General features: G+C 62.6%; 30 protein-coding genes. 12 read left to right on the top strand and 18 right to left on the bottom strand.

From position 1 onward, the window contains the following. Window positions 1-110 precede the first annotated feature (110 nt). The gene (locus tag AB8B02_RS25740; RefSeq protein ID WP_089266485.1) at window positions 111-488 is read right to left on the bottom strand and encodes a hypothetical protein; all 378 of its coding nucleotides are present in this window, start codon (window positions 486-488) and stop codon (window positions 111-113) included. 186 nt (window positions 489-674) lie between these two features. Next, the gene (locus tag AB8B02_RS25735; RefSeq protein WP_439065505.1) at window positions 675-1478 is read right to left on the bottom strand and encodes a hypothetical protein; all 804 of its coding nucleotides are present in this window, start codon (window positions 1476-1478) and stop codon (window positions 675-677) included. A 115-nt stretch (window positions 1479-1593) separates the two neighbouring features. On the opposite strand from AB8B02_RS25735, the gene AB8B02_RS25730 reads away from it, so the two are divergent. Continuing rightward, entirely contained in the window at window positions 1594-2628 is a 1035-nt protein-coding gene (locus tag AB8B02_RS25730; RefSeq protein ID WP_068737914.1) for an aspartate-semialdehyde dehydrogenase, read from the top strand. Window positions 2629-2686: 58 nt separating this feature from the next. Here AB8B02_RS25730 and AB8B02_RS25725 read toward each other — a convergent pair whose 3' ends face one another. Further along, window positions 2687-3322, bottom strand: a complete 636-nt coding sequence (locus AB8B02_RS25725) for a carbonic anhydrase (RefSeq protein ID WP_068737916.1) — start codon at window positions 3320-3322, stop codon at window positions 2687-2689. Window positions 3323-3531: 209 nt separating this feature from the next. On the opposite strand from AB8B02_RS25725, the gene AB8B02_RS25720 reads away from it, so the two are divergent. After that, window positions 3532-4410: an HpcH/HpaI aldolase/citrate lyase family protein gene (locus AB8B02_RS25720; RefSeq protein WP_439065504.1), complete on the top strand. Its 879-nt coding sequence runs from the start codon at window positions 3532-3534 to the stop codon at window positions 4408-4410. A 238-nt stretch (window positions 4411-4648) separates the two neighbouring features. Here the strand turns inward: AB8B02_RS25720 and AB8B02_RS25715 are convergent, their stop codons facing one another. The 3 genes from AB8B02_RS25715 to AB8B02_RS25705 form a co-directional block, all read right to left on the bottom strand. Then, entirely contained in the window at window positions 4649-5440 is a 792-nt protein-coding gene (locus AB8B02_RS25715; RefSeq protein WP_439065503.1) for a hypothetical protein, read from the bottom strand. Window positions 5441-5461: 21 nt separating this feature from the next. Further along, the gene (leuD, locus tag AB8B02_RS25710) at window positions 5462-6067 is read right to left on the bottom strand and encodes a 3-isopropylmalate dehydratase small subunit (protein WP_089266479.1); all 606 of its coding nucleotides are present in this window, start codon (window positions 6065-6067) and stop codon (window positions 5462-5464) included. 71 nt (window positions 6068-6138) lie between these two features. After that, entirely contained in the window at window positions 6139-6540 is a 402-nt protein-coding gene (locus AB8B02_RS25705) for a metallopeptidase family protein (RefSeq protein ID WP_089266478.1), read from the bottom strand. Between the two features lie 205 nt (window positions 6541-6745). On the opposite strand from AB8B02_RS25705, the gene AB8B02_RS25700 reads away from it, so the two are divergent. The 4 genes from AB8B02_RS25700 to AB8B02_RS25685 all read left to right on the top strand — a co-directional run bounded on the left by AB8B02_RS25700 (window position 6746) and on the right by AB8B02_RS25685 (window position 9141). Beyond that, window positions 6746-7033: a hypothetical protein gene (locus AB8B02_RS25700; RefSeq protein ID WP_374725621.1), complete on the top strand. Its 288-nt coding sequence runs from the start codon at window positions 6746-6748 to the stop codon at window positions 7031-7033. Window positions 7034-7270: 237 nt separating this feature from the next. Then, window positions 7271-7561, top strand: a complete 291-nt coding sequence (locus AB8B02_RS25695; protein ID WP_120287769.1) for a hypothetical protein — start codon at window positions 7271-7273, stop codon at window positions 7559-7561. A 162-nt stretch (window positions 7562-7723) separates the two neighbouring features. Further along, a complete protein-coding gene (locus AB8B02_RS25690; protein ID WP_439065502.1) occupies window positions 7724-8167 on the top strand; it encodes a hypothetical protein in 444 nt (147 codons plus the stop codon). 311 nt (window positions 8168-8478) lie between these two features. Next, complete coding sequence (locus tag AB8B02_RS25685) at window positions 8479-9141, top strand: hypothetical protein (RefSeq protein ID WP_439065501.1); 663 nt, start codon at window positions 8479-8481, stop codon at window positions 9139-9141. Window positions 9142-9226: 85 nt separating this feature from the next. Here the strand turns inward: AB8B02_RS25685 and AB8B02_RS25680 are convergent, their stop codons facing one another. From AB8B02_RS25680 to trmD, 5 genes are all read right to left on the bottom strand, one after another. After that, window positions 9227-10396, bottom strand: coding sequence for a winged helix-turn-helix domain-containing protein (locus AB8B02_RS25680; RefSeq protein WP_439065500.1), 1170 nt, complete (start codon window positions 10394-10396; stop codon window positions 9227-9229). A gap of 88 nt (window positions 10397-10484) precedes the next feature. Next, complete coding sequence (gene leuC, locus AB8B02_RS25675; RefSeq protein WP_093757912.1) at window positions 10485-11900, bottom strand: 3-isopropylmalate dehydratase large subunit; 1416 nt, start codon at window positions 11898-11900, stop codon at window positions 10485-10487. 113 nt (window positions 11901-12013) lie between these two features. Next, the gene (locus AB8B02_RS25670) at window positions 12014-12142 is read right to left on the bottom strand and encodes a hypothetical protein (protein WP_256438178.1); all 129 of its coding nucleotides are present in this window, start codon (window positions 12140-12142) and stop codon (window positions 12014-12016) included. 112 nt (window positions 12143-12254) lie between these two features. Next, window positions 12255-12653 (bottom strand): 50S ribosomal protein L19, encoded by a 399-nt coding sequence (rplS, locus tag AB8B02_RS25665; protein ID WP_175369441.1) that lies wholly within the window; start codon window positions 12651-12653, stop codon window positions 12255-12257. A gap of 122 nt (window positions 12654-12775) precedes the next feature. Next, window positions 12776-13534, bottom strand: coding sequence for a tRNA (guanosine(37)-N1)-methyltransferase TrmD (gene trmD, locus AB8B02_RS25660; protein WP_439065499.1), 759 nt, complete (start codon window positions 13532-13534; stop codon window positions 12776-12778). Between trmD and AB8B02_RS25655 the strand changes: the two genes are divergently transcribed. Then, window positions 13533-13964 (top strand): hypothetical protein, encoded by a 432-nt coding sequence (locus AB8B02_RS25655; protein WP_439065498.1) that lies wholly within the window; start codon window positions 13533-13535, stop codon window positions 13962-13964. The two genes, trmD and AB8B02_RS25655, sit on opposite strands and share 2 nt — an antisense overlap. Before the next feature lie 3 nt (window positions 13965-13967). On the opposite strand, the gene rimM is transcribed toward AB8B02_RS25655, so the two are convergent. The 4 genes from rimM to AB8B02_RS25635 all read right to left on the bottom strand — a co-directional run bounded on the left by rimM (window position 13968) and on the right by AB8B02_RS25635 (window position 17008). Next, window positions 13968-14492 carry a ribosome maturation factor RimM gene (gene rimM, locus AB8B02_RS25650; protein ID WP_309941236.1) on the bottom strand — a complete coding sequence of 175 codons (525 nt, stop codon included), beginning with the start codon at window positions 14490-14492 and terminating at the stop codon, window positions 13968-13970. 6 nt (window positions 14493-14498) lie between these two features. Beyond that, window positions 14499-14831 (bottom strand): 30S ribosomal protein S16, encoded by a 333-nt coding sequence (gene rpsP, locus AB8B02_RS25645; protein WP_089266465.1) that lies wholly within the window; start codon window positions 14829-14831, stop codon window positions 14499-14501. 49 nt (window positions 14832-14880) lie between these two features. After that, entirely contained in the window at window positions 14881-16398 is a 1518-nt protein-coding gene (ffh, locus tag AB8B02_RS25640; RefSeq protein WP_439065497.1) for a signal recognition particle protein, read from the bottom strand. A gap of 199 nt (window positions 16399-16597) precedes the next feature. Further along, a complete protein-coding gene (locus AB8B02_RS25635; RefSeq protein ID WP_089266461.1) occupies window positions 16598-17008 on the bottom strand; it encodes a winged helix-turn-helix transcriptional regulator in 411 nt (136 codons plus the stop codon). Between the two features lie 105 nt (window positions 17009-17113). Between AB8B02_RS25635 and AB8B02_RS25630 the strand changes: the two genes are divergently transcribed. Beyond that, window positions 17114-17722: an NAD(P)-dependent oxidoreductase gene (locus AB8B02_RS25630; RefSeq protein ID WP_439065496.1), complete on the top strand. Its 609-nt coding sequence runs from the start codon at window positions 17114-17116 to the stop codon at window positions 17720-17722. Between the two features lie 109 nt (window positions 17723-17831). Continuing rightward, the gene (locus AB8B02_RS25625; protein WP_309941247.1) at window positions 17832-18896 is read left to right on the top strand and encodes an MBL fold metallo-hydrolase; all 1065 of its coding nucleotides are present in this window, start codon (window positions 17832-17834) and stop codon (window positions 18894-18896) included. A 167-nt stretch (window positions 18897-19063) separates the two neighbouring features. On the opposite strand, the gene AB8B02_RS25620 is transcribed toward AB8B02_RS25625, so the two are convergent. Both AB8B02_RS25620 and AB8B02_RS25615 read right to left on the bottom strand, forming a co-directional pair. Next, window positions 19064-19777: an SIMPL domain-containing protein gene (locus AB8B02_RS25620; RefSeq protein ID WP_184512632.1), complete on the bottom strand. Its 714-nt coding sequence runs from the start codon at window positions 19775-19777 to the stop codon at window positions 19064-19066. A gap of 66 nt (window positions 19778-19843) precedes the next feature. After that, window positions 19844-20584: a GyrI-like domain-containing protein gene (locus AB8B02_RS25615; protein WP_089266456.1), complete on the bottom strand. Its 741-nt coding sequence runs from the start codon at window positions 20582-20584 to the stop codon at window positions 19844-19846. A 194-nt stretch (window positions 20585-20778) separates the two neighbouring features. Here AB8B02_RS25615 and dapF point away from each other — a divergent pair, with 194 nt between their 5' ends. After that, a complete protein-coding gene (gene dapF, locus AB8B02_RS25610) occupies window positions 20779-21651 on the top strand; it encodes a diaminopimelate epimerase (RefSeq protein WP_439065495.1) in 873 nt (290 codons plus the stop codon). 3 nt (window positions 21652-21654) lie between these two features. On the opposite strand, the gene AB8B02_RS25605 is transcribed toward dapF, so the two are convergent. Then, window positions 21655-22290 carry an RluA family pseudouridine synthase gene (locus tag AB8B02_RS25605; RefSeq protein ID WP_439065942.1) on the bottom strand — a complete coding sequence of 212 codons (636 nt, stop codon included), beginning with the start codon at window positions 22288-22290 and terminating at the stop codon, window positions 21655-21657. 163 nt (window positions 22291-22453) lie between these two features. Between AB8B02_RS25605 and ftsY the strand changes: the two genes are divergently transcribed. After that, entirely contained in the window at window positions 22454-23398 is a 945-nt protein-coding gene (ftsY, locus tag AB8B02_RS25600) for a signal recognition particle-docking protein FtsY (RefSeq protein ID WP_175369431.1), read from the top strand. 13 nt (window positions 23399-23411) lie between these two features. Next, the gene (locus tag AB8B02_RS25595; RefSeq protein ID WP_093758216.1) at window positions 23412-24011 is read left to right on the top strand and encodes a septation protein A; all 600 of its coding nucleotides are present in this window, start codon (window positions 23412-23414) and stop codon (window positions 24009-24011) included. The last annotated feature ends 55 nt before the right edge of the window (window positions 24012-24066 follow it).

Raw genomic sequence — 24066 nt, 5'->3', positions numbered from 1 at the left:
AAATATCGCTCGTGAAAGCAATTTCAGATTGATGCGCTACTTCGTTTTATAGCCCCAAACAAAAAATGCCCGGCTGAGCCGGGCATTTTCGTATCGATATGTCGCCGCGCTCAGTAGAGCGGGAAGCGCTCGGGATAGCCGCCGAGATCCCACTGCGAGTTGAGCGGCTGGCGATCCAGCGGACGGTTGTTGTTGTCGCGGGCGAAAGAGTAACCGGGCGGATAGGCATAGTCGGTGAACTTGCGGTCACCCGGGAGCACTTCGACGCCGGCATCGAGCCAGGAGCGACGCGTCACGTAAACGCGGGTGCGGCCCTGCTGATAGGACACGTTCGGGCCGCGCGCGCCATAAACAGCGTCACGGTCAGAAACACGAACCTTCTTCTTGGTGGCGGCATCGGCCGGCGAGACGGCAACGGCGGTCGCGATGACGGCAACCGTCGCGAACAACATGGCGAGAGTTTTCGCGGCGGGGAATTTCAAGGTCATCAGGTCCTCATTGCAGTCAGAAGATCGGCATTCAAAAGCCGAGTCGGCAAATCCGATTTGCGGTCAATTTAGCTGGCCGGGGTATCCGGCCACAAGGTCTATCCGGCCACAGTCGTCGATATAATGCGCGGTGTGGCCGAATGTTGCATGTAATCCAAGGTCTTGGTCCAACCCATCACGAAGAGGTCACAAGCTGCCGCGCAGCAGCGGGTTCTGGGCACCCGTGACCCAATCGGCCGAGGCCGCTGACAGCGCCGCGCCGCTGATGCAGCCGGCCCGCTTCAAATCTGCCTGAGCAAAGGCCTCCTGCAGTCGGGGTTCATTGCCGGCGGTGAGCAGCACCAGCCGGTTTAGCGTGCAGGCAATGGCCGCCCGCCGCGCCGGCAGGCCGTCGCCCTGGCACGACCAGCCGGAAATCCTGAGATTGGCCACCTCCAGCGTCTTCATGAAGCCGAGGCAGCGCTTGCTGTCCTTCAGCCGGTCGGAAAAGCCCATCAGGGCGACCGGCCCGAATTTGCTGTCGATAATGCCCTCGCCCACCACGTCGCGGACGCCGCCGGGGTCCATGCGGCCCGCGATATCCGCTGCCGGCGGGCCTGCCCGGTCAGCCTCGGCACCAGGACGATACAATTCCAACTCGGCCACCGGGGGCTCCCCGGGCGACGCCCAGCGCAAGACATCCTTGCGGCCGCCTTCGGGGTGTCTCAAAATCTCGTAAGAGGCTGTTTTACCTAATGAATCAAACTGGCTGACAGCAAAAGCGGGATGGGAACGGCTAGCGACACTCCAGCCAGCCTTGGCGGCTGGTTCGCTGCTGAGGTCGAATTCCAGTCCGTCGAAAACCGTAACCGCGGCCATGACAACCAGTGCCAGCACCCCCATATAGGCGAGCAGACGCACGGCGATGGCACCGCACTCGTCGGCAAAGCTCTGCAGGGCCGGATGGACACCTGCCGACTTTGGGTGGTGCGAAACCAAAATTGAACGCATCAACACACGCAAACACGCTTAGGACGTTGTCTTTGCGACGTTTCTCGCATAGAAGCGCGGCTCTTCCCTTTCCACGGTATGTGGGGGTGAAGCATATTTCTTCGGAGAGTGAACGATGGGTTACAAAGTCGCGCTGGTCGGAGCGACCGGCAATGTCGGGCGTGAAATGCTCAGCATTCTGGATGAACGTAAATTCCCCGCTGACGAGGTCGTGGCGCTCGCGTCGCGCCGCAGCATGGGCGTTGAGGTTTCCTTCGGCGATAGAACCCTGAAATGCAAAGACCTCGCGACCTATGACTTCAGCGATGTCGACATCTGCCTGATGTCGGCCGGCGGAGCCGTGTCCAAGGAATGGTCGCCGAAGATCGGCGCAGCCGGCGCCGTCGTGATCGACAACTCGTCGACCTGGCGCATGGACCCCGACGTGCCGCTGATCGTACCGGAAGTGAACGCCTCGGCCGTCGATGGCTTCACCAAGAAGAATATCATCGCAAACCCGAACTGCTCGACTGCGCAGCTCGTGGTGGCGCTGAAGCCGCTGCATGACAAGGCGACGATCAAGCGCGTTGTCGTCTCGACCTATCAGTCGGTGTCGGGTGCAGGCAAGGATGCGATGGACGAGTTGTTCTCGCAGACCAAGGCCGTCTACACCAACTCTGAGCTGGTCAATAACAAATTCCCGAAGCGTATCGCCTTCAACGTGATCCCGCAGATCGACGTGTTCATGGAGGACGGCTACACCAAGGAAGAGTGGAAGATGATGATGGAGACCAAGAAGATTCTTGATCCCAAAATCAAAATGTCCGCGACCTGCGTGCGCGTGCCGGTGTTCGTCGGCCACTCGGAAGCGGTCAACATCGAATTCGAGAATCCGATCTCGGAAGATGAAGCCCGCGACATCCTGCGTAATGCGCCAGGCTGCCTCGTGATCGACAAGCGTGAGCCGGGTGGCTACGTCACACCCTATGAGGCCGCCGGCGAAGACGCCACCTATATCAGCCGCATCCGTACGGATTCGACGGTCGATAACGGTCTGGTTCTTTGGTGCGTGTCGGACAACCTGCGCAAGGGCGCGGCGCTCAACGCCGTGCAGATTGCGGAATGCCTGATCAACCGCAAGCTGATCACGGCGAAGAAGAAGGCCGCGTAAGCGGACCTTCGATCTCCAGCAATCAAAAGCCGGATGCTCAGCATCCGGCTTTTTTGTTTTACGCCACCGGCCGAAACTCTTTCGCGGCCTGATCGAGCACGGACAGCGAGCCGACAGCGACGCCGAAGTAAGCGCCGTGCAATTCCAGCTCGCCGCTCTCGACCTTGCTGCTCACGAACGGGAACGTCATCAGGTTTTCCAGACTGCGGAACACGGCGGCCTTTTCGATACGGGTGACGAAATCCTGGAACGCCTCGTGCTCGCGGATCTCGACCTTCTCGTCGGGCTTGATGAACATCGACATCCAGCGGCCGATGAAGTCACCCGGCGACAGCGGCGCCGCATTGTCGACGAAAGCGCGGATGCCGCCGCATTGCGCGTGACCGAGGATGACGATGTGCTTCACCTTCAACACCTGCACCGCATATTCCAGCGCTGCCGAAACGCCATGGGCGCCGCCATCGGGCTGATAGACCGGCACCAGGTTGGCGATGTTGCGCACCACGAACAGTTCGCCGGGCGAAGCATCGAAGATGACCTCCGGCGACACACGCGAGTCGCAGCAGCCGATCACCATGACTTCCGGCGATTGGCCCTTTTCCGATAATTCGCGGAAGCGCGACTGCTCGGTCGGCAATCGCTCCGACGTAAAGGTCTGGTAGCCGGCAATGAGCTGCTTCGGAAATGATGTCATGGTCTGCCTCGTTCGGAGCATGATCCCGAAAAGTGGATACCGGTTTTCGCCGACAAACGGGTTCGTTTGTCGAGAGATCACGCTCAAACATACGGTCCCCACGGATAACCATAGGACGCCAGCGCGAACAAGCCTTCCGGGCGGCGGGCTGAAATGTTATCGCGAATGCCTGAATAACGAACAGGCCATAATCACAGGGAAATGACGCCATGATCCGTCCGCGCCGCAGCCATTTGTTCATGCCCGGCTCGAACCCCCGCGCGCTGGAAAAGGCCCGTACCGTGGCCGCTGACGGCATCATCCTGGATCTCGAAGACGCCGTGGCGCCGGACGCCAAGGGAACCGCGCGCGACGCCATCGCGCAGACGCTCAATGCCGGCGGCTTCGGCAAGCGCGAGGTCATCATCCGCATCAATGCACTGGATTCGCCGTGGTGGATCGACGACGTGACCATGGCCGGCAAGGCCAAGCCCGATGGCATCCTGGTGCCGAAGATTTCCAGCGTCGAGGATCTCTCAGCCGTTGCCGATCGCCTGAGTGACATTGGCGCCGACATGTCGATCAAGGTCTGGGCCATGATCGAGACCTCGCGCGCCATCCTGCACGCGGAAGAACTCGCGGCCGCCTCGCGCGATTCCGAAAATCGCCTGGCCGGATTCGTGTTCGGCCCCAACGATATCGCCCGCGAGACCCGCATCCGCATGATGCCCGGCCGCGCGGCGATGCTGCCGATGATTACCCATTGCGTGCTGGCGACGCGGTTGCATGGTCTCGAAATTCTCGATGGTCCCTACAGCAATTTCAGCGATACCGAGGGTTTCATCGCCGAAGCCGAACAGGGCCGCGACATCGGCTTCGACGGCAAGACGCTGATCCATCCGAGCCAGATCGAGGCCTGCAACAAGGTCTTCACGCCGCCGGACGACGAAGTCGCCCAGGCCCGCCGCATCATCGCCGCCTTCGAACAGCCGGAAAACGCCAAGCGCGGCGCGATTCAGCTCGACGGCAAGATGGTCGAGCGGCTGCATGCGGACATGGCCAAGCGCACGATCGCGATCTCGGACGCGATTGCGGCGATGGGGGGCTAGTACCGGTCAGCAACGACGCGCTTCTTCACCCTCCCCCTTGCGGGGAGGGTGGCGCGTTGCGAGCGCAGCGAGCAGCGCGACGGGTGGGGGTGCCACAGGCGATGCTCTCACGTGTGGCACCCCCACCCCGGCCTCCACCTGAACGATGCTTCGCATCGTCAGGTTCGGCCGACCCTCCCCGCAAGGGGGAGGGATACCGCGGGCCGTTGCGCGAAATTTGTAGATTCAAAGGCTGATACTAACGAGCGCCAACCCACTCCGTCGCCCATGCATAAAAACTCCCCGGCATCGGCGCGTCTTTGCCGCGCCCCTTGGGCGAGATGTGGAAGCCTAGAATCCCGGGATCATCGAGTAGCACTTTGAAATTCGACGGCTCGAAGAACAGCTTCGGCTCGGCATGAACCGCATAATACGACTTCCGCGGCAGCGCGTGATGCTGCGCGCCATGGCGCTTCGCCAGCGCCGTCAGCGATGCCGGGCCGAAGATCGCGACGCGGACGTCGCTCGCGCGCTTCGACCTGTCGCGCCATTTGCGCCATGCGAAAGCGAGGCGATGGCGCAATGACATCCAGTCTGGCGTCAACTCGTCCTGCCTGATCAGCGCCTCGAACGCCGCGACGATCGGATCGTCGGGCGGCAGATACAGCACCGAATTGCCGAGCTGACGTCGCTTCTCCCAGGCGAAATAGGGTTTTGCGGAATCGATCTCGATCGGCTTCAGCAACAGCACATCCGCGTCGAGCCAGAGGCCGAGACCTTCGGCCATCAGCCGGATGCGAAAGAAATCGCTGAACTGCAGTGGGGTCCAGCCAACCCACGCGCCATCGGGAGCTGATGGGCGCAGCCGCTCGGCGAAAGCCCGCGGCAACACGGCTTCTGCATCGGCATTGCTCACGCCATCCGGCAGATCGGTGATCGGTGCAAAACTGTAGAGCGTGACGCGGTGGCCGGCCTCGACCTGCGATCTCAGGCACAGCCGGCGCAGCGCATCGAGTGGGCCCTCCCAAAAGGTGACGACGTCAGGAATCACGCGTCACCTTCCGAAGTGAGATCAGGCCCAGGCGCGTGCGGTCTTGAGCTTCTCTTCGTAGCTGTCGATGGAGGCCTTCTTCTCCATCGTCAGGCCGATATCGTCGAGACCGTTGAGCAGGCAATGCTTGCGGAACGGATCGATCTCGAACTTCACCGTGCCGCCATCAGGGCCGCGGATTTCCTGGTTCGGCAGGTCGATGGTGATCGTCGCATTGGCGCCGCGCTCGGCATCGTCGAACAACGCGTCGAGATCCTTCTGCGAGACGCGGATCGGCAGCACGCCGTTCTTGAAGCAATTGTTGTAGAAAATGTCGCCGAACGAGGTCGAAATCACGCAGCGGATGCCGAAATCCAGCAGCGCCCAGGGCGCGTGTTCGCGCGACGAGCCGCAGCCGAAATTATCGCCGGCCACCATGATCTTGGCGTTGCGATAGGCCGGCTTGTTGAGCACGAAATCCGGGTTCTCGCTGCCGTCATCCAGGTAGCGCGCTTCCGAGAACAGGCCCTTGCCGAGACCGGTACGCTTGATGGTCTTCAGATACTGCTTCGGGATGATCATGTCGGTATCGACATTGATGATCTTCAGCGGCGCCGCGACGCCTTCCAGCGTGGTGAACTTGTCCATGAACGTATCCTCGGATTGAGCGGGCGTTTTAGCCCGATCGGGCGGCCCGTCCAAGGGTGATCTATGCAGGGCTAATCGGCGACGCCGGCCTCGATGGCCTCCATATCGGCGTCCGAGAGGCCGAAATGGTGGCCGATCTCGTGGATCAGCACGTGGCGGACGATATGGCCGAGGGTTTCGTCGTGTTCGGCCCAGTAATCCAGGATCGGCCGGCGATATAGCCAGATCATGTTGGGCAACTGCCCGGTATTGTCCTGGCTCTGGAACGGCAGGCCGACACCCTGGAACAGGCCGAGCAGGTCGAATTCGGTCTCGGCCTGCATCTCCTCCAGCACCTCATCCGTCGGGAAATCGTCGACCCGGATGATCACGCCCGCGCAGAGCTTGCGGAAATCCTCCGGCAGGAGGGCGAGCATGGCATGGGCCATGTCTTCCATTTCCGCGAGATCGGGAGCTTTTGCCTGGTGCCACATGTTTCCCTGTCTAGCCAATTCCCATGACATGGCAATGCGCCGGCACAGGGCCGTCCCGGCGGTTGACGGGCGGGCGTCAATCGGAGACTTTGCGGCATTCTTTTGAGGCATGATCTCTCGACAAACGAACCCGTTTGTCGGCGAAAACCGGCATCCACTTTTCGGGATCATGCTTATGGCAGTTTGGGGCGTGACAATGCGGATCATGATGGCGGCACTGGGATTGGCGGTTGCGCTCGGCGGCTTGCCGATGGCGAACACCGCACAGGCGCAGACGGCCACGCAGGTCGCCCAATCCGACGACAGCGTTCAGCCCCGCCGTGCGCGCCCGCGCGTTCGTATCTATCGCACCCCGGACGAACGCGGTGTCTATCCCAGCTACAATCCCGGCCCGAATGCCGTCCGCGATTGCACCGCCAATCTGGTGCAGGAATATCGCCCGAGCGGCACCGTGATCGTGCCGCGCATGAACTGCTACTGGCGCCGCGGCTGAGTAGACACTTCATACTTTGATTTTGAATAACGTCAGGCCGAGGCTTTGCAACTGCGGAGATGGCGTTCGCATGCGCTGACTTTCGTTCCAGCGATGCGTCACAAAACCCTGCGACATATCGCACCGAGCATATTCACATCGCGTTCACCTCCTGCGCCCTAGCGTCATGCACATGGGCGATGATCCATTCGTGAAGCTGCATCTCGACATGAACGCAGCAGACTCAGGAGAGAACACGTGAACGTGAAGAAATTTTTCGGCCTCGCCGCCATCGCAGGATTGCTGTTCGTCGCAGCGCCGACGCAGCAGGCAAATGCAGTCTCGCTGAACAGCCCGGGCATCGCATCGTCCGTGCAAGGCGGTGAGAAGCTGACGACTGAGGTGCAGTATCGTCATCACCACAATCGCGGCTATCGCGGGCATCACGGCATGCGGCGTCACCACGGTTGGCATCGTCCGCATCACATCCGCCGCCATCACGGCTGGCACCGGCCGCATCACGTGCGTCGTCACGGCTGGCGCTACTGAGACTCTCTCTAAAGTCCAAACAGGCGTGCGCAAGCGCGCCTGTTTTCTTGACGAGATGTTGACCGCGTCGGTCTGTCGCGGGAAATCATTGCAGCTATATGCGTTATGGGGTGAAGGCGACGAAAGACGATCGATGGAAAGCGATCGAGGCAAGGAAAAATCATGAAGAACTGGGTAGGCGCAGCCATGCTGGCTGCAACACTTTCACTCGGTGGCGCATTGACCAGCGCCCCCGCAATGGCTGACGCACAGACGCCTCAAAAGGCTGCGGCAGACAACAAGGCCAAGGCGACGGACTTCAGCGCGCAGCGGCGCCATCGTCACTTTCACCACCGCCATCATCACTTCGGCCACCGGCACTACGGATATCGCGGCTATTACGGCCCGCGCTATGGCTACGGATACGGCTATCGCCCGTACCGTTCCTATTACGGCCCGGCCTATTACGGGCGCCCGTATGCCTATCGCCCTGCCTACTACGGCGGATACGGCTACCGGCCCTACGGCTATTACGGCGGCTATCGTCCCTATGGCGCCTATGGTTATGGCCCGGGCATCGGTTTCGGCGGCCCGCTCAGCGTCGGCTTCAGCTTCGGCCGCTGGTAAATTCCAGGATCTCTAGACGACATTGACAGGCGCCCTTTGCGGCGCCTGTTTTTTTGTGCGCGCCGCGCGGCTTCCGCCTGCGTCATTCATGACGCGTTCAGATCGACATCCTTAATTTTCGGTCAAGGCGCGACAATTCACATGACACGACCATGCGCAAACGCACCGTTCGCGCAAACGCGGACCTGCACTGTCAGGTTTGCGCGATCGATGTCCCATGCGCCGATCGAGGGAGGATGTTTCCGATGAGAGATGTTCAGAATCGACAACCTGTCCTGAATCCCGATCGAGGTTTTGCGATCAGACAATTCATGACGCGCTCGCTCGGCGTGGCTGCCGCCGCAGCGATGGTGATATCGCTGACGCCATCGGCACGGGCGGTCTCGCTGATCAATCCCGGCGCGGCACCCGCAGCCAAACAGGCTAGCGACGCGCTGCTCATGCCGGTCCAGCATCGCGGTGGACGCGGCGGCGGTGGCGGAGGAGGTTTCCGCGGCGGTGGCGGCGGCGGTCACGCCTTTCATGGCGGAGGCGGCGGCGGATTTCGTGGCGGCGGCATGCCGGCGTTTCGGGGTGGAGGTGGCGGCGGAGGCTTCCGGGCCGCAGCGCCGGCATTCCGTGGCGGAGGCGGTTTCCGTCCGGGCCCGGCCTTTGTCGGCGGCGGTTTCCGGCGTGGCCCCGCATTCCATGGCGGCGGCTATCGATACGCGGCGCCATTGATCGCCCGGCGCCCCTATTATGCGCCGACACGCTACTACGGCGCGCGCCATTACGGCTATCGCCGCCATTTCCGGCCGCATTATTACGGCTATGCGCCGAGCTATTATTACGAGCCACGCTACTACCAACCGCGCCGTTTCTGCCGGATCGTCTCGACCTATTACGGCCCACGCAAGATCTGCCGTTATCGCCCCTGGCATCACCGCCACTGGCACTACCGGCGGCATCACCATCGCTTCAACATTTATTGGTGAGATGGGTCGGGTTGACTGAAGCGACTCTCCACACACTCCGTCATGGCCGGGCTTTCCCCGGTCATGACAACTGAGTGTTAGTCGCTCACTCCCCCAACTGAAACGCCTCGAACCGCCCGAGCTCTTCCTCGATACGGCGCTTCCATTCCTTGCGCTGCATTTTCGACTTCGCACCATCACCGACCCAGCTCCATTGCTGCATCAGCAATTTGCGCTTCTGCCGATCGGTCTTGAGATCAACCGCTGCAACGATCTGATCATCCACCAGCACCGGCAGTGCGAAGTAGCCGAGCTGGCGTTTTTCCTTCGGCACATAGGCCTCGAAGCGATGGTCGTGGCCGAAGAACAAATTCGTGCGCTTGCGCTGGATCACCAGGGGATCGAACGGTGACAGCACATGCACCAACCCCACCTTGCCTTCGCTCCCGTCTTCGAGCGCGACGGGCGTCGTCCAGTGCTCCTGCTTGCCGGCGCCATCAAGCGTAACGGCCATCAGCTCGCCCTTGCGCACACGGGCCTCGATCAGCTTGCGTATGCCGGCCTTGCTCGGTGCATCCAGATGGCAGATCGAGTCCAGACTGACGATGCCCTGCGACCGCAGCGCGCGGTTCAGCAGATAGGCGAATTTCTCCGTAGCACTCGCGGCTTTCGGCAGCGTCTCCCAGCCGAAATGCCGCAGCAGAAGATCGTAGGTCTTCAGCATGCCCTGCCGTTCGGAGATCGTGAGATGCCCCTCATAAAACGCCAGCTGCAGCGCCCGCTTTGACGGCTTGCGGCTGGCCCATTCGTGATCCTTCTCGCGCAGCACATCGTCATCGATATCGCGAATCGACAACGGGCCGGCCCTGGCCAGCCGCATGACCTTGCGCTTGTCCGCCGGTGTCACCGACGCGAACCAGCTGTGGCCCTCACGGCGATAATATTTCATGTCCGGCACGAAGAAGCCGATGTCGTCGGTCGGCACATAGGCCAGCGCATGGGTCCAGTATTCGAACACGCTCTTGTCGTGCGTCTGCGCCTGCCTGAGATCGGCGCGTTTGTAGTTCGGGATCCGTGAGAACAGGATGTGATGGTGACTGCGCTCGATCACATTGATGGTGTCGATCTGCACATAGCCGAGATGCTGGACCGCGGCCTTCACGGCCTCCGCGCCATCACCGAACGGCGCCCGCGTATCGAGCCGCTGCGCGCGCAACCAGATGCGGCGGGCCGTCGTGTTGGTCAGTGCGATCGGTTTGACGGGTGCGCGAGGCATGCGTGACAAATTGCGAAGCTCATAGAAAGACGACCTGCATCAGCAGGCCGTCGATCTTACCGAGGATGCGTCGCCCCGTGCAGCTAAATTAATGCCACTCGCGGATATCGACGAAGTGCCCCGCGATCGCAGCCGCAGCCGCCATCGCCGGCGACACCAGATGGGTGCGGCCCTTATGGCCCTGACGACCCTCGAAGTTGCGGTTCGAGGTGGCGGCGCAGCGTTCTTCCGGCGCCAGCTTGTCGGGGTTCATCGCCAAGCACATGGAGCAGCCCGGCTCGCGCCATTCGAAGCCGGCCTTCAGGAAGATCTTGTCGAGGCCTTCAGCTTCCGCTTGTTCCTTCACCAGACCCGAGCCCGGCACGATCATCGCCGAGACATGGCCGTTGACGGTCTTGCCGTCGACGACCTTGGCCGCGGCGCGCAAATCCTCGATGCGGCCATTGGTGCAGGAGCCGATGAACACACGATCCAGCTTGATGTCGGTGATCTTGGTGCCCGCGGTCAAACCCATATAGGCCAGCGCGCGCTCCTTGGAGAGGCGCTTGGCTTCATCGGCGATGTCGGCGGGGTTCGGCACCTTGCCGGAGATCGAGATGACGTCCTCGGGCGAGGTGCCCCAGGTGACGATGGGCGGCAGCTTCGCAGCATCGAGACGAATCTCATGATCGAAATGCGCGCCTTCGTCGGAGCGTAGCGTCTCCCAGTAGCGCACGGCCTGTTCCCACATCTCGCCTTTCGGCGACATTGGACGACCTTTCAGGAATTCATAGGCCTTCTCGTCGGGCGCGATCAGGCCGGCACGGGCGCCGCCCTCGATGGACATGTTGCAGACCGTCATGCGGCCTTCCATCGACAGAGCGCGGATCGCCTCGCCGGCATATTCCAGCACATAGCCGGTGCCGCCGGCGGTACCGATTTCGCCGATGATGGCCAGGATGATGTCCTTGCCGGTGACGCCGTCGGGCAATTTGCCGTCGACGGTAGCGCGCATGTTCTTCGCCTTCTTCTGGATCAGCGTCTGCGTCGCCAGCACGTGCTCGACTTCCGACGTGCCAATGCCATGCGCCAGCGCGCCGAATGCGCCGTGCGTCGAGGTGTGGCTGTCGCCGCAAACGATCGTCGTTCCCGGCAGCGTAAAGCCCTGCTCGGGGCCGATGACGTGAACGATGCCCTGACGCTTGTCGAACTCGTTGTAATATTCGATGCCGAATTCACGCACGTTCTCGGCCAAAGTCGCGATCTGCTCGGTGCTTTCCGGATCGGGATTGGGCTTGGTGCGATCGGTGGTCGGCACGTTGTGATCGACGACGGCGAGCGTCTTCTCTGGCGCATGCACACGGCGGCCGGCGGCACGCAGGCCTTCGAACGCCTGCGGGCTCGTCACTTCGTGCACCAGATGGCGATCGATATAGAGCAGGCAGGTGCCGTCAGCGGCTTCCTCGACCAAATGGTCGTTCCAGATCTTGTCGTACAGGGTGGTCGGCTTTGCAGAGTCAGTCATGAGATCAGGCCTCAAAAGAAAACGTGGGCCAGTTGCGTGCTGCTAAATGATTCGCCGCATCGACGGCGCAAAGCGCGCAACTGAGAAACGGGAAAAGAAACGCGTGAGATTGCTCACGCGCTTCTAAGCGCGCCCACGATCGACGTGGTGAAGCGACCGAAGAAGCGACCGGGCAGCCGACTATGATCGTCGATGACGATGCGCAAAGCGTGCTGGTGCAGGTCTAGAAACATTCCAGTCATATAGCACTCAGCGATCACGACGCCAATGCGACGGAGGTATGCAGTCTTCACGTAACAAAAAAGCGCGGCTTGCGCCGCGCTTTTCGTCTCGCACATTCGATGGTGCGGAAAATTACTTGGCAGCAGCCGTAGCAGCGACCTTGGCCGGACGCTCGGTCTTCTTCTCGACGATGCGGGCCGACTTGCCGCGCAGATCGCGCAGGTAATACAGCTTGGCGCGACGCACCTTGCCGCGACGCACAACCTTGATCGAGTCGATCATCGGGGAGAGCAGCGGGAACACGCGCTCGACACCCTCGCCGTATGAAATCTTGCGAACGGTGAAGCTCTCATTGATGCCGCCGCCGTTGCGGCCGATGCAGACGCCTTCATAGGCCTGCACGCGGGAGCGCTCGCCTTCGACAACCTTCACGTTGACGATGAGGGTGTCGCCGGGACCGAATTCCGGGATCGACTTGGTGGCGGAAAGGCGGTCGAACTGCTCTTTTTCAAGCGTCTGAATCAGGTTCATCGAAAATCTCCATCGGCGGCGCGCCCAGACGTTGCGCGGGCTGCGCTCGAAACTCTTACCCTGCCATTGCACGGATTTGGCGCTGCTATACGGGAAAGCGAAGCCGTTGTCACCCGTCTCTGTCACTCGCCCGTCGTGATTTTTGGCGGTTTTCGCTTTCTGCCCGATTCCGGGGCTTTCGGGCGAGCCGCCCACAAATCGGGCCGCCGCGCCGCGGTCAGCGCCTCCGCCTCGGCCAGTCGCCATTTGGCAACTTTGGCGTGGTCGCCCGAAATCAAGACATCCGGGATGGGGCTGCCCTCGAAGGTCTGCGGGCGGGTATATTGCGGGTATTCCAGTAGCCCATCGGAGAAACTCTCGTCGGTTCCAGACGCTAACTTACCCATGACCCCCGGCAGAAGCCGGACGCAGGCGTCAATCAGCGTCATGGCGGCGATTTCGCCGCCGGACAGCACATAGTCGCCGATCGAGACTTCCTCGAGCCCTCGCGCGTCGATGACGCGCTGATCGATCCCCTCGAAGCGGCCGCAGACGATCAGCGGCCCCGGCCCGGCCGCCAGCTCCGCCACCCGCGCCTGGGTCAATGGCCGACCGCGCGGGCTCATGACCAGCCTGGGACGGTCGTGCGTATCCACCGCATCGATCGCCGCCGCCAGCACATCGGCGCGCAGCACCATGCCCGGTCCGCCGCCGGCAGGCGTATCATCGACACTGCGATGCTTGTCTGTGGCCGAGGCGCGGATATCCCGTGCCTCCAGCGCCCACAGGCCGGAAGCCAGCGCTTTACCGGCAAGGCTGATGCCGAGCGGGCCCGGAAACATCTCGGGAAACAGCGTCAGCACCGTGGCGCGCCATGGCGCGGATGAAGGATCGGAAGTCATGGCCTTCCATCGCGCGTCCGGCGCGAGGCGTCAAACCCTGGCGATCGCCGCGTCAGGCCGCCGACATCTGCTCGCTGGTGTCACCGGCATCGAAGGCGGCGCGAGCGGCCTTGATCTCCGCGAAGCTGCGCTCAGCCCAGTCGATCAGGCCGGCAAGCGGCCCGAGGGCCGATTGTCCCAGCGGCGACAGCCGATATTCGACCGAAAGCAGAGCGACAAAACAGTCCCATACGTTCGTCTGCCGGAAGCCGAATTCGAGGCCATCATGCTCAATGCGGGCCTTCCGGAAGAACTCGCGGATCTGATCGCGACGTCAAACACGGCGGCAGCCGACGGCGCGCTGTTCGATGACAGCCATACGCTGAGTAAGCTGATCGGGCGGAAGACGACGCCGTTTGCAACAACGATTGCAGAAGCGTTGAAAGCGTAAGCCTTACGCCGCGGTGGGGTCGTCGCCGATAATCTCACCGGGCAATTCGATCACGACATGGCCAGCCGCGAGGTCAACGGTCGGCACCACCGCATTGGTGAACGGCAACAGCAGGGTCGCGCCCTCTAGCGGCGCGATCTCAATGATATCGCCGGCGCCGAAATTATGGATACCGACGACACGGCCGATCGCATCGCCCGCGGCATTGACCGCAGCGAGGCCGATCAGGTCGGCATGGTAATATTCATCGTCTTCGGTGTCGGGCAGCGCGTCGCGCGCCACATAGAGCTCGACGCCATTGAGACGCTCGGCGTCTTCGCGGGTGGCGACGCCTTTCAGCGTCGCGACCAGATGGCCCTTGGCCTCGCGCACATCATCGACCTCGAAACTCCGCTTGCCGTCCTTGGTGGCAAGCGGACCGTAGTCGCACACGGCGAATGGATCTTCGGTGAAGGTCCACAGCCGGACCTGACCGCGCACACCATGCGGCGCGCCGATGCGCGCGACGCAGATTTGCGCGGAGGTCATTCCGCCTTACTTCTTGGCGGCGGCTTCAGCGTTGGCCTTGCGCTCCTTGCGCGGCACGGCCTTCTCGGGATTGTTGCGGGCTTCGCGCTTCTGAACGCCAGCGGCATCGAGGAAACGAGCAACGCGATCCGACGGCTGTGCGCCCTTGGCGATCCAGGCCTTGGTCTTGTCGAGGTCGAGCTTCAGGCGCAGCTCGTTGTCCTTGGCGAGCAGCGGATTGAAGTAACCGAGACGCTCGATGAAGCGGCCATCGCGGGGAAAACGCGAGTCGGCGACGACGACGTGATAGACGGGGCGCTTCTTGGTGCCTGCACGAGCGAGGCGGATAACGACGGACATGGGATTCTCCTAAGTGTGTTCGATTTGAATGTGAGTTGAATGGGTCGCGTTATTTCTTTTTCCCGAGACCGGGAAAGCCGCCGAGTCCCGGCAGCGTCGGTTTGCCCAGGCCCGACAGGCCCGGGAAATCTTTCGGCAATGACGGCATGCCCTGCGGCAGCCCGCCCGGCATCTTCTCGGCCATCGCCTTCATCTGTTCGGGCGACGGCATGCCACCGCCGCCGAAGCCCATGGCCTGCGCGATGCCGGCCATCGGGCCGCGCTTGCCTGAGCCCATGGCCTTCATCATGTCGGCCATGTTCCGGTGCATCTTCAGCACCTTGTTGACTTCCTCGACCTTGAGGCCGGCGCCAGCAGCGATACGCTTCTTGCGGCTGGCCTTGAGGATGTCGGGATTCTTGCGCTCCTGACGCGTCATCGAATCGATGACGGCGATCTGGCGCTTCACTACGCGGTCATCGAGACCGGCGGAGGCGATCTGGTTCTTCATCTTGGCGATGCCGGGCATCATGCCCATCAGGCCGGAGAGACCGCCCATATTGGTCATCTGGATCAGTTGCTCACGCATGTCGGTGAGATCGAACTGACCCTTGCGCATGCGCTCGGCGGTGCGCGCAGCTTTCTCGGCGTCGATATTCGCGGCGGCGCGCTCGACCAGCGAGACCACGTCGCCCATGCCGAGAATGCGGCCGGCGATGCGGCTCGGATGGAAGTCTTCCAGTGCATCGGTCTTTTCACCGGTGCCGATCAGTTTGATCGGCTTGCCGGTGACCGCACGCATCGAGAGTGCAGCACCGCCGCGGCCATCGCCGTCGACACGCGTCAGCGCGATGCCGGTGAGGCCGACGCGTTCGTTGAAGGAGCGTGCGAGATTGACGGCGTCTTGACCGGTCAGCGCGTCCGCGACCAGCAGCACTTCGTGCGGATTGGCGATCGCTTTGATCTCGATCGCTTCCGACATCATCTCTTCGTCGAGCGTCGTGCGGCCGGCGGTGTCGAGCAGCACCACGTCGTAGCCGCCGAGCTTCGCAGCGGACAGCGCGCGCTTGGCGATCTCAGCAGGCTTCTGGCCTTCGACGATCGGCAGCGTCTGAATGTCGAGATCGCGGCCGAGCACCGCGAGCTGCTCCATGGCGGCCGGACGATAGACGTCGAGCGAAGCCATCAGCACCTTGCGCTTGTCGCGCTGGGTGAGACGGCGGGCGAGCTTTGCGGTGGTGGTGGTTTTACCGGAACCCTGCAGACCGACCATCATGATGGCGACGGGTGGCACGGCTTGCAGATCGATGCCGCCTTCACCGTCGGCGCCGAGCGTGGCGACCAGCTCGTCATGGACGATCTTGACGACCATCTGGCCGGGGGTGACCGACTTGACGACGGTGGCGCCGATGGCCTGTTCACGGACACGATCAATGAAGCTGCGGACCACGTCGAGCGAGACGTCGGCCTCGAGCAGCGCCCGGCGGACTTCGCGCATGGCGGCATCGACATCAGCCTCCGACAGCGCACCGCGCCCGGTGAGCCGATCGAGAATTCCGCCAAGCCGTTCCGACAGACTGTCGAACATCGATTGTCGCTTCCGCTCGTGCCATCCCCATGATGGCAAATAACCAAACACTTTTGCGCCCGAGGGCGCATCGCGCTGTCGGGCGTTGACCTCCGGTCTCTAGGACCGGTCGGCGGGTCGAAAAGAGAACTTTTCGAGAAGTGGCGGGATTTACAGTGCTGGAGCCCGATAAGTCAAGGTTTGCAGGGCGATCGCCTGGTCAGGCGGCCGCGCTCCGGGTTCCGCCGGCATCATAGTGCTGCTGTGCCTCAAGCACCTGGCCCATATGGTTTTCAGCCCAGACCCGCAGCGCATCGACGGTATCCGACAGGGTTCGTCCGAGCGGAGTGATCGCATATTCGACCGTGACCGGCACGGTGGGGATCGCCTTGCGGCTCACCAGGCCATCGCGCTCCAGGCTTTTCAGGGTCTGCGACAGCATTTTCTGCGAGATTCCCTCGATCTGCCGCCGCAGCTGGTTGAAGCGAACGGGGCCGTCCGTGAGCAGGCCCAGCACCAGAACCGCCCATTTATCGGCGATCCGGTCCAGAACCAGCCGAGTTGGGCAGCTGCTCGCATAGACGTTGCCGGCTTTCCAGCGCTGGGCGGCGCTTTCGATATCGGTCTGCATGGCGGCGGTCTCCTCGGGGTAACCAGCTAACGCAAAAGTGCCTTCTTCACAGCTACTACCGAAATGAATAGCAAGTTTCTATTGGTTACCACATGGAGATATCAAATGAAAATCGCCCTGATCGGCGCCACCGGCCGCGCCGGCTCGCAAATTGTCGCTGAACTGTCCCGCCGCGGTCATACCGTCACCGCCATCGCCCGCAACCCGGAGAAAGCCCCTGTTCTGGCCGGGGTGACGCCACTGAAGGCCGACGCCAACGATGTTGCCGGTCTCACTGCCGCCCTGAAGGGCCACGACGTCGCCGTCAGCGCGATCCATTTCCTCGTCAGCGACCCGCACAAGCTGATCGCGGCTGTGAAGGCGGCGGGCGTTCCGCGCTATCTGGTGGTCGGCGGCACCGGCAGCCTCGAAGTCGCTCCCGGCCTGAAGCTGATCGAGACCCCGGGATTTCCGGCGGAATACCGGGCCGAGGCCGCGGTGGGCGGCCTGTTCCTCGACATCCTGCGCCACGACAAGGAGCTCAACTGGACCTTCCTGTCGCCCTCGGCCCTGTTCATCCCGGGCGAGCGCACCGGGACATTCCGGCTTGGCGGCGATCAACTGCTCGCCAACGACAAGGGCAGCAGCATTTCCTTTGAGGATTATGCCATCGCCATGGCCGACGAGATCGAGACGCCTGCGCACGCGCGCAAGCGGTTCACCGTCGGCTACTGAGCGAACAAAGGATCGGCGCGGGTTGCGGAATCCACTGACAAATTCCATCTGATGCGGGCTGCGCCTCGTTGGGCGCAGCCCGTCGTCCCACCGGATTTGATCCAGCTCCATGATTCTCACCCGCCGCCGCCTTCTGACGTCGCTGGGCGGTCTCGCCGCAGCCGCTGGGCTGTCGGCCTTCTGGGCTTCCCGCATGACCAATTATGACGGCCCCGTCTCCGATCACTTCGACGGCAAGATCTTCTTCGATCCCGACGGCGTGCCGCCCAAGTCGCTCGGCGAAGTGCTGCGGTGGCAATTCGGCGGCGGCCGTACGCGCGAGGTCTGGCCCGACTGGGTCGAGAACGAGTTTGCCGATACGCCGCCGGCCAAGGTCGAGGGTACGGGCGTTCGCTTTAGTTACGTGGGTCACGCGAGCTGGCTGATCCAGACCGCGGGAATCAACATCCTGTTCGACCCGGTGTGGTCCGACCGCGTCTCGCCATTCTCGTTCGCCGGCCCGAAGCGCCACACCGCACCCGGCATCGCGTTCGACAAGCTCCCCAAGATCGATGTCGTGCTGGTATCACACGGTCACTATGACCATCTGGATCTTCCAACCCTGTCGAAGCTATCGGCCAAATTTGCGCCGCGCGTGATCACGCCGCTCGGCAATGACGTCACCATGAAGAGCGCCGACAGCGCGATCAAAGCCGAGGCCTATGACTGGACAGATCGCGTCGAGCTCGGCAACGGTCTCGCGGTCACGCTGGTGCCGACGCGACACTGGACCGCGCGCGGCCTATTCGATCGCAACAAGTCGCTCTGGGCGAGTTTCGTGCTGGAGACGCCAGCCGGCAAGATCTACATCGTCGGCGATTCCGGCTATGGCGACGGCCTGCACTTCCGCCGCGTGCGCGAAGCCCATGGTGCTATCAGGCTCGCGATCCTGCCGATCGGCGCCTATGAGCCACGCTGGTTCATGAAGGACCAGCACATGAATCCGGAAGACGCCGTGAAAGCCTTTGGCGATTGCGGCGCGCAGCAGGCGCTGGCCAGCCATCACAGCACATTCCAGCTCACCGATGAAGCGATCGACGGACCGGTGCAAGGATTGGCTGCCGCATGCACCGCGGCGGAATTGCCCAGTGAGAAGTTTATGGCGCTTAAGCCGGGACAGGTGGTGGAGATTTAAGGAGAGCACGAACTCTCAGTCGTCATGCCCGACCAGCGCGAAGCGAGCTTCGCTAGATGTGCCGGGCATCCAGGTCTTTAGCGAAGACTGAAGACTAAGGCATGGATGGCCGGGACATCTGGCGAAGCCGCGCTTCGCGCTTTGCCCGGCCATGACCGAGTTTGTAGTTACTGCGCCGGCTTGATTTCCCAGCTCACGCTGACATTCACGCGCAGCACTTCCTCGCCTTGCGCCACCGGAGCCGATGCCACATCGGCGCCCATCTTGCGCAACATCATTGGCGCTGGCGCGCTGCCGGAGTCCTCGGAAATGCTGATCGGCGCGCCGAGCTTGACGCCGGCAGCCTTGGCGTAAATCTCCGCCTTGCGCCGCGCATCCGCGATCGCGTCGCTGCGCGCATCGTCGAGAAGTTGCGACGCCTTGGTCACCATGAAATTGATGCCGCCAACCTCATTGGCACCCGACGACACCAGCGCGTCGATCGTGCCGGCCACCTTGGTCACGTCGCGTACGCGGATGGTGACGCGGTTGCTGGCGCGATAGCCCGAGATGACGTTGGGGCCAGGATTGGGATTGGGACGGGTCTGCTGCGCATATTGCGGAAATAGCGACAGCCGCGACGTCTGCATGTCCTTCTCGGCAATGCCGGCACTCTTCAGGGCCGCCAGCACCTTGGCCATCGCGGCATTGTTGGCCTCGGCGGCCTCGCGTGCCGTCTTGGCATCAGTCGTGACACCGCCATCGACGACAGCAAGATCCGGCGGCACCGAGACGGTGCCTTCGCCGGAGACGGAAATCACCGGCGGTGGATTGACCTGCGCGAGCGCAGGAGTGGCGATGAGCGCAATGGCCAGCGAAGCGAGAGCGAAATGATTTGTCATGCCCATTCTCTCGCGACCGTCCAAGGCTTCTTTATGACCAGAGGCTATGACCGAGCTACGGCTCGACTACTTGAGCGGCACATAGACATTGATGACCAGCTTGTCTTCCGCCGTCTTCAAGGGATCGGTCATGTATTCCTCGATGAACGTATCTTTCGCCTCTAACTTCTTGTCGTCGAGGTGATTGGTGATCGCCTCATAGGTGTTGTCCATATTGTCGTAGGAGCCGCGATGGACGAACTTCAGCGCCTTACCATCCGGCGACAGGCCCATCTTCATCGCTTTCGGCAGGTTCTTCACCTCCTGATCGACCGGGATTTCCGCGAGGAAGGTGAAGCCAGTGTCATCGGTGGTCGTATAGACGATCATTGGGTTGCCGGATGATTTGACACCCTGTTTGTCGAGCACGGTGGTGATCTGCTTGAACGCATCCATCAGCGTATCGAAGGCCGAATCCCAATTGGCCTTGCCGACGAACGTCACCATCTGCTTCGGCGACAGCGTGATTTCCTCGCCGAACGGATCGGCAACCTGGACCTGAGGCGCGGGTGGCGTTGCAGGGGCCTGCGCCGCTGCGGGCGGCGTTGCCGGCGCGGCGGGGGCCGGCGTCTCCGGTGTGGCGGGAGCGGGTGTGGCTGGAGCCGTTGCCGCCGGAGCTGGTGTCGCCGGCGCGGGCGGGGTGGCCGGGGAGCTTGCCGCTGGCGGCGTGGCAGGCGGAGATTGTGCCCAGGCCGCGGCGTTCAGCGTCAGCGCGGCTGCCGGGATCAGCGCCGCAGTGGCGAGGCGGGACAGGCGAGAACGGGTCATTCGAAGGGTCTCCAGTGACATCCTGCAGCGCAGCGTCCGGCAACATGCGCGATACGGCATCATGGTAACACGCAGCCGCAGCTTTCGTCCCCTCCCCAAATTGCGCAGGGCCATTCAAAACAACCGACACAGAATAGCCGCACTGGTCAATCGGGCCAGCCTCGCCATATAAGGCAAGGATAACGGGACACGACATGAGCGCACTGGCCAACCATTCCTTCGCCAAGATGAACGGCATCGGCAACGAGATCGTCGTGATCGACCTGCGCGATACGGCATCCGGTATCACGCCTGCCGACGCCCGGGCCGTGGCCACCCCCGAAGGCGTGCCCTATGACCAGTTGATGGTGCTGCAGAAGCCCCGGCTTGCCGGCACCGACGCCTTCGTCTCGATCTACAACAATGACGGCTCCGAGGCCGGCGCCTGCGGCAACGGCATGCGCTGCGTGGCGCGGCAGACGTTTGCCGGCGGCGACAAGACGGCACTCACATTCGAGACCAAGGCCGGCCTGATCAATTGCTGGCAAGGCCCCGCGCCTGACCTTTACACGGTGGACATGGGCACGCCGAAGTTCGGCTGGCAGGACATTCCGCTGGCGGAGGAGTTTCGTGACACCCGCGGCATTGAGCTGCAGATCGGCCCGATCGACGCGCCCATCCTGCACACCCCATCAGTCGTCTCGATGGGCAACCCTCATGCGATCTTCTGGGTGGACGACATCCAGGCCTATGATCTCGAAAAGTTCGGGCCGCTGCTGGAAAACCACCCGATCTTCCCGGACCGCGCCAATATCACGCTGGCGCATATCGTCGATCGCGATCACGTCGTGATGCGGACCTGGGAGCGCGGCGCCGGCCTCACCAAGGCCTGTGGATCGGCTGCCTGCGCAACCGCCGTGGCCGCCGCCCGCCTGCGCAGGACCAACCGAACGGTGCATATGACGCTGCCCGGCGGAGAACTCACCATCGAATGGCGCGAGAGCGACGACCACGTGCTGATGACGGGGCCGGCCGCGTTTGAATATGAAGGTACGTTCGATCCGAAGCTGTTCGCTTCGGTCGCGTAAGCCCTACTCCCCGTTCCAGCCGCACTCCTTCAGCCGCTCATGCAGATGCGGCGGGGCCGGTGCGACGACACGAATCGGGTCCTTGTTGCGCGAAATCGGAATCACGATCTCGCGGGCATGCAGATGCAGTGTCGGCTCGCCGAAGCGTGGCCCGTTGCCGTAGATATTGTCGCCGACAATCGGAAATCCGGATGACGCAGAGTGCACGCGGAGCTGATGCGTGCGACCCGTCACCGGCTCCAGCGCCAGCCAGCTCATGCCACCGCCGCGGCCGAGCACGGTGAAATTCGAGACGGCCTTGAGCCCCTCGGGATCCGGCTTCATCCACCAGCCCCGGTCGGCATTGAGCCGCCCGAGCGGCATGTCGATCACGCCCGAATCTTCGGCAGGCCCGCCCTCGACCACCGCCCAATAGGTTTTGCGGATACGGCTGTGCTTGAACAGCAGGCCCAGCGATGCAGTCGCCTTGCGGTGCCGGCCGAGCACCAGGCAGCCCGAGGTGTCGCGATCCAGCCGATGTGCCAGAACCGGTGCACGCGGCAGGCCATAGCGCAGGAATTCGAACGATGTTTCCAGATTGGCGCCGCCCTTGGGGCCGCGATGCACCGGCAGGCCGGCGGGCTTGTCGATCACCAGCATCAGGCCGTCACGGTGCAGCACCCGCGCCAGAATCTCGGCCTCGGTCAGCTCCACCGCATCGGTGCGGGGTTCCAGCCGGGGCTCGGCCTCCAAGCTTACGTCTTCGTCACTTTCGCTGGTCATACTTTGAATCATGGCGCGAAACGGCTAACACACCCCCGACATGAGCGACACTCCCGAAACGCCAAAACTGAGCTGGTGGCGACGGCTCTCCGGCGGGTTGAAGCGCACCTCGAGCGCCCTTGGCACCGCGGTCGCCGACCTCGTGACCAAGCGCAAGCTCGACCGCGCCATGCTCGAGGACATCGAGGACGTGCTGCTGCGCGCCGATCTGGGTACCGAAGTGGCGGCGCGGATTTCCGCCGCCGTCGGCCATGGCCGCTATGACAAGGCGATCTCCGCCGACGAGGTCAAAACCGTCGTGGCCACCGAAGTCGAGAAAGTGCTCTCGGCGGTCGCCAAGCCGTTGGTGATCGATACTTCGCACAAGCCGTTCGTGATCCTCGTGGTCGGCGTCAACGGTTCCGGCAAGACCACCACCATCGGCAAACTGGCGTCCACCTTCTCCGCCGAAGGCCGCAAGGTGATGCTCGCCGCCGGCGATACGTTTCGCGCGGCAGCCATCGAGCAGCTCAAGGTCTGGGGCGAACGCAACAAGGTGCCGGTCATCGCCGGCGCGCAGGGTTCAGATTCCGCGAGCCTCGCCTTCACCGCCGTCACCGCGGCCCGCGACGACAAACGCGACGTGCTGCTGATCGACACCGCCGGCCGTCTGCAGAACAAGACCGAACTCATGGTCGAGCTCGAGAAGGTCGTGCGCGTCATCAAGAAGGTCGATGCCTCGGCGCCCCATGCGGTGCTGCTGGTCCTCGATGCCACAGTGGGACAAAACGCGCTGTCGCAAGTCGAAGCGTTTCATCGTACGGCTGGCGTCACCGGCCTTGTGATGACCAAGCTCGACGGCACCGCGCGCGGCGGCATCCTCGTGGCACTGTCGGAAAAGTACAAACTGCCGGTGCATTTCATCGGCGTCGGCGAAGGCATCGACGATCTCGCGCCATTCACCGCCAGGGATTTCGCGCAGGCGATTGCAGGAATTGAAAGCTGATATGACTGACGTGATCGACAAGAAGCAGCCGCACCCGCTATTCAAGCTCGCCACCGAGCTCGGCCCGCTGATCGTGTTTTTCGTCGCCAATGCGAAGTTCAACCTGTTCGTCGCGACAGGCGCTTTCATGGTGGCGATCGTCGCGGCGATGATCGCGTCCTATGTCGTGGTCAGGCATGTGCCGATTATGGCGCTTGTCACCGCCGTCATCGTGCTGGTGTTCGGCACGCTGACGCTAGTGCTGCATGACGAGACCTTCATCAAGGTCAAGCCGACCATCATCTATGGCCTGTTCGCAGCGATCCTCGGCGGCGGCCTGTTGTTCGGCCGATCCTTCATCGCCATCATGTTCGACCAGATGTTCAATCTCACACACGAAGGCTGGCGTGCGCTGACGAAGCGCTGGGCGCTGTTCTTCTTCGCCATGGCGCTTCTGAACGAAGCGATCTGGCGCACCCAGAGCACGGATTTCTGGGTAGCCTTCAAGGCGTTCGGCGTCATCCCGCTGACCATGGTCTTCGCGGTGGCGCAGATGCCGCTGATCAAGCGCTACGGCATCGAGCCGGCTACGCTCGCGGAGAGCACGGCGGACGAAGGCGATCTGAGGAAGTAGAAGCGGCTCTTACTTAACCTCGCCCCGCTTGCGGGGAGAGGTCGGATTGCGAGCG

The sequence above is a fragment of the Tardiphaga sp. 862_B3_N4_1 genome (assembly GCF_051811085.1).
GTDB classification, from domain to species: Bacteria; Pseudomonadota; Alphaproteobacteria; order Rhizobiales; family Xanthobacteraceae; genus Tardiphaga; species Tardiphaga robiniae.
This window is presented reverse-complemented; position numbering and strand designations above follow the sequence as displayed.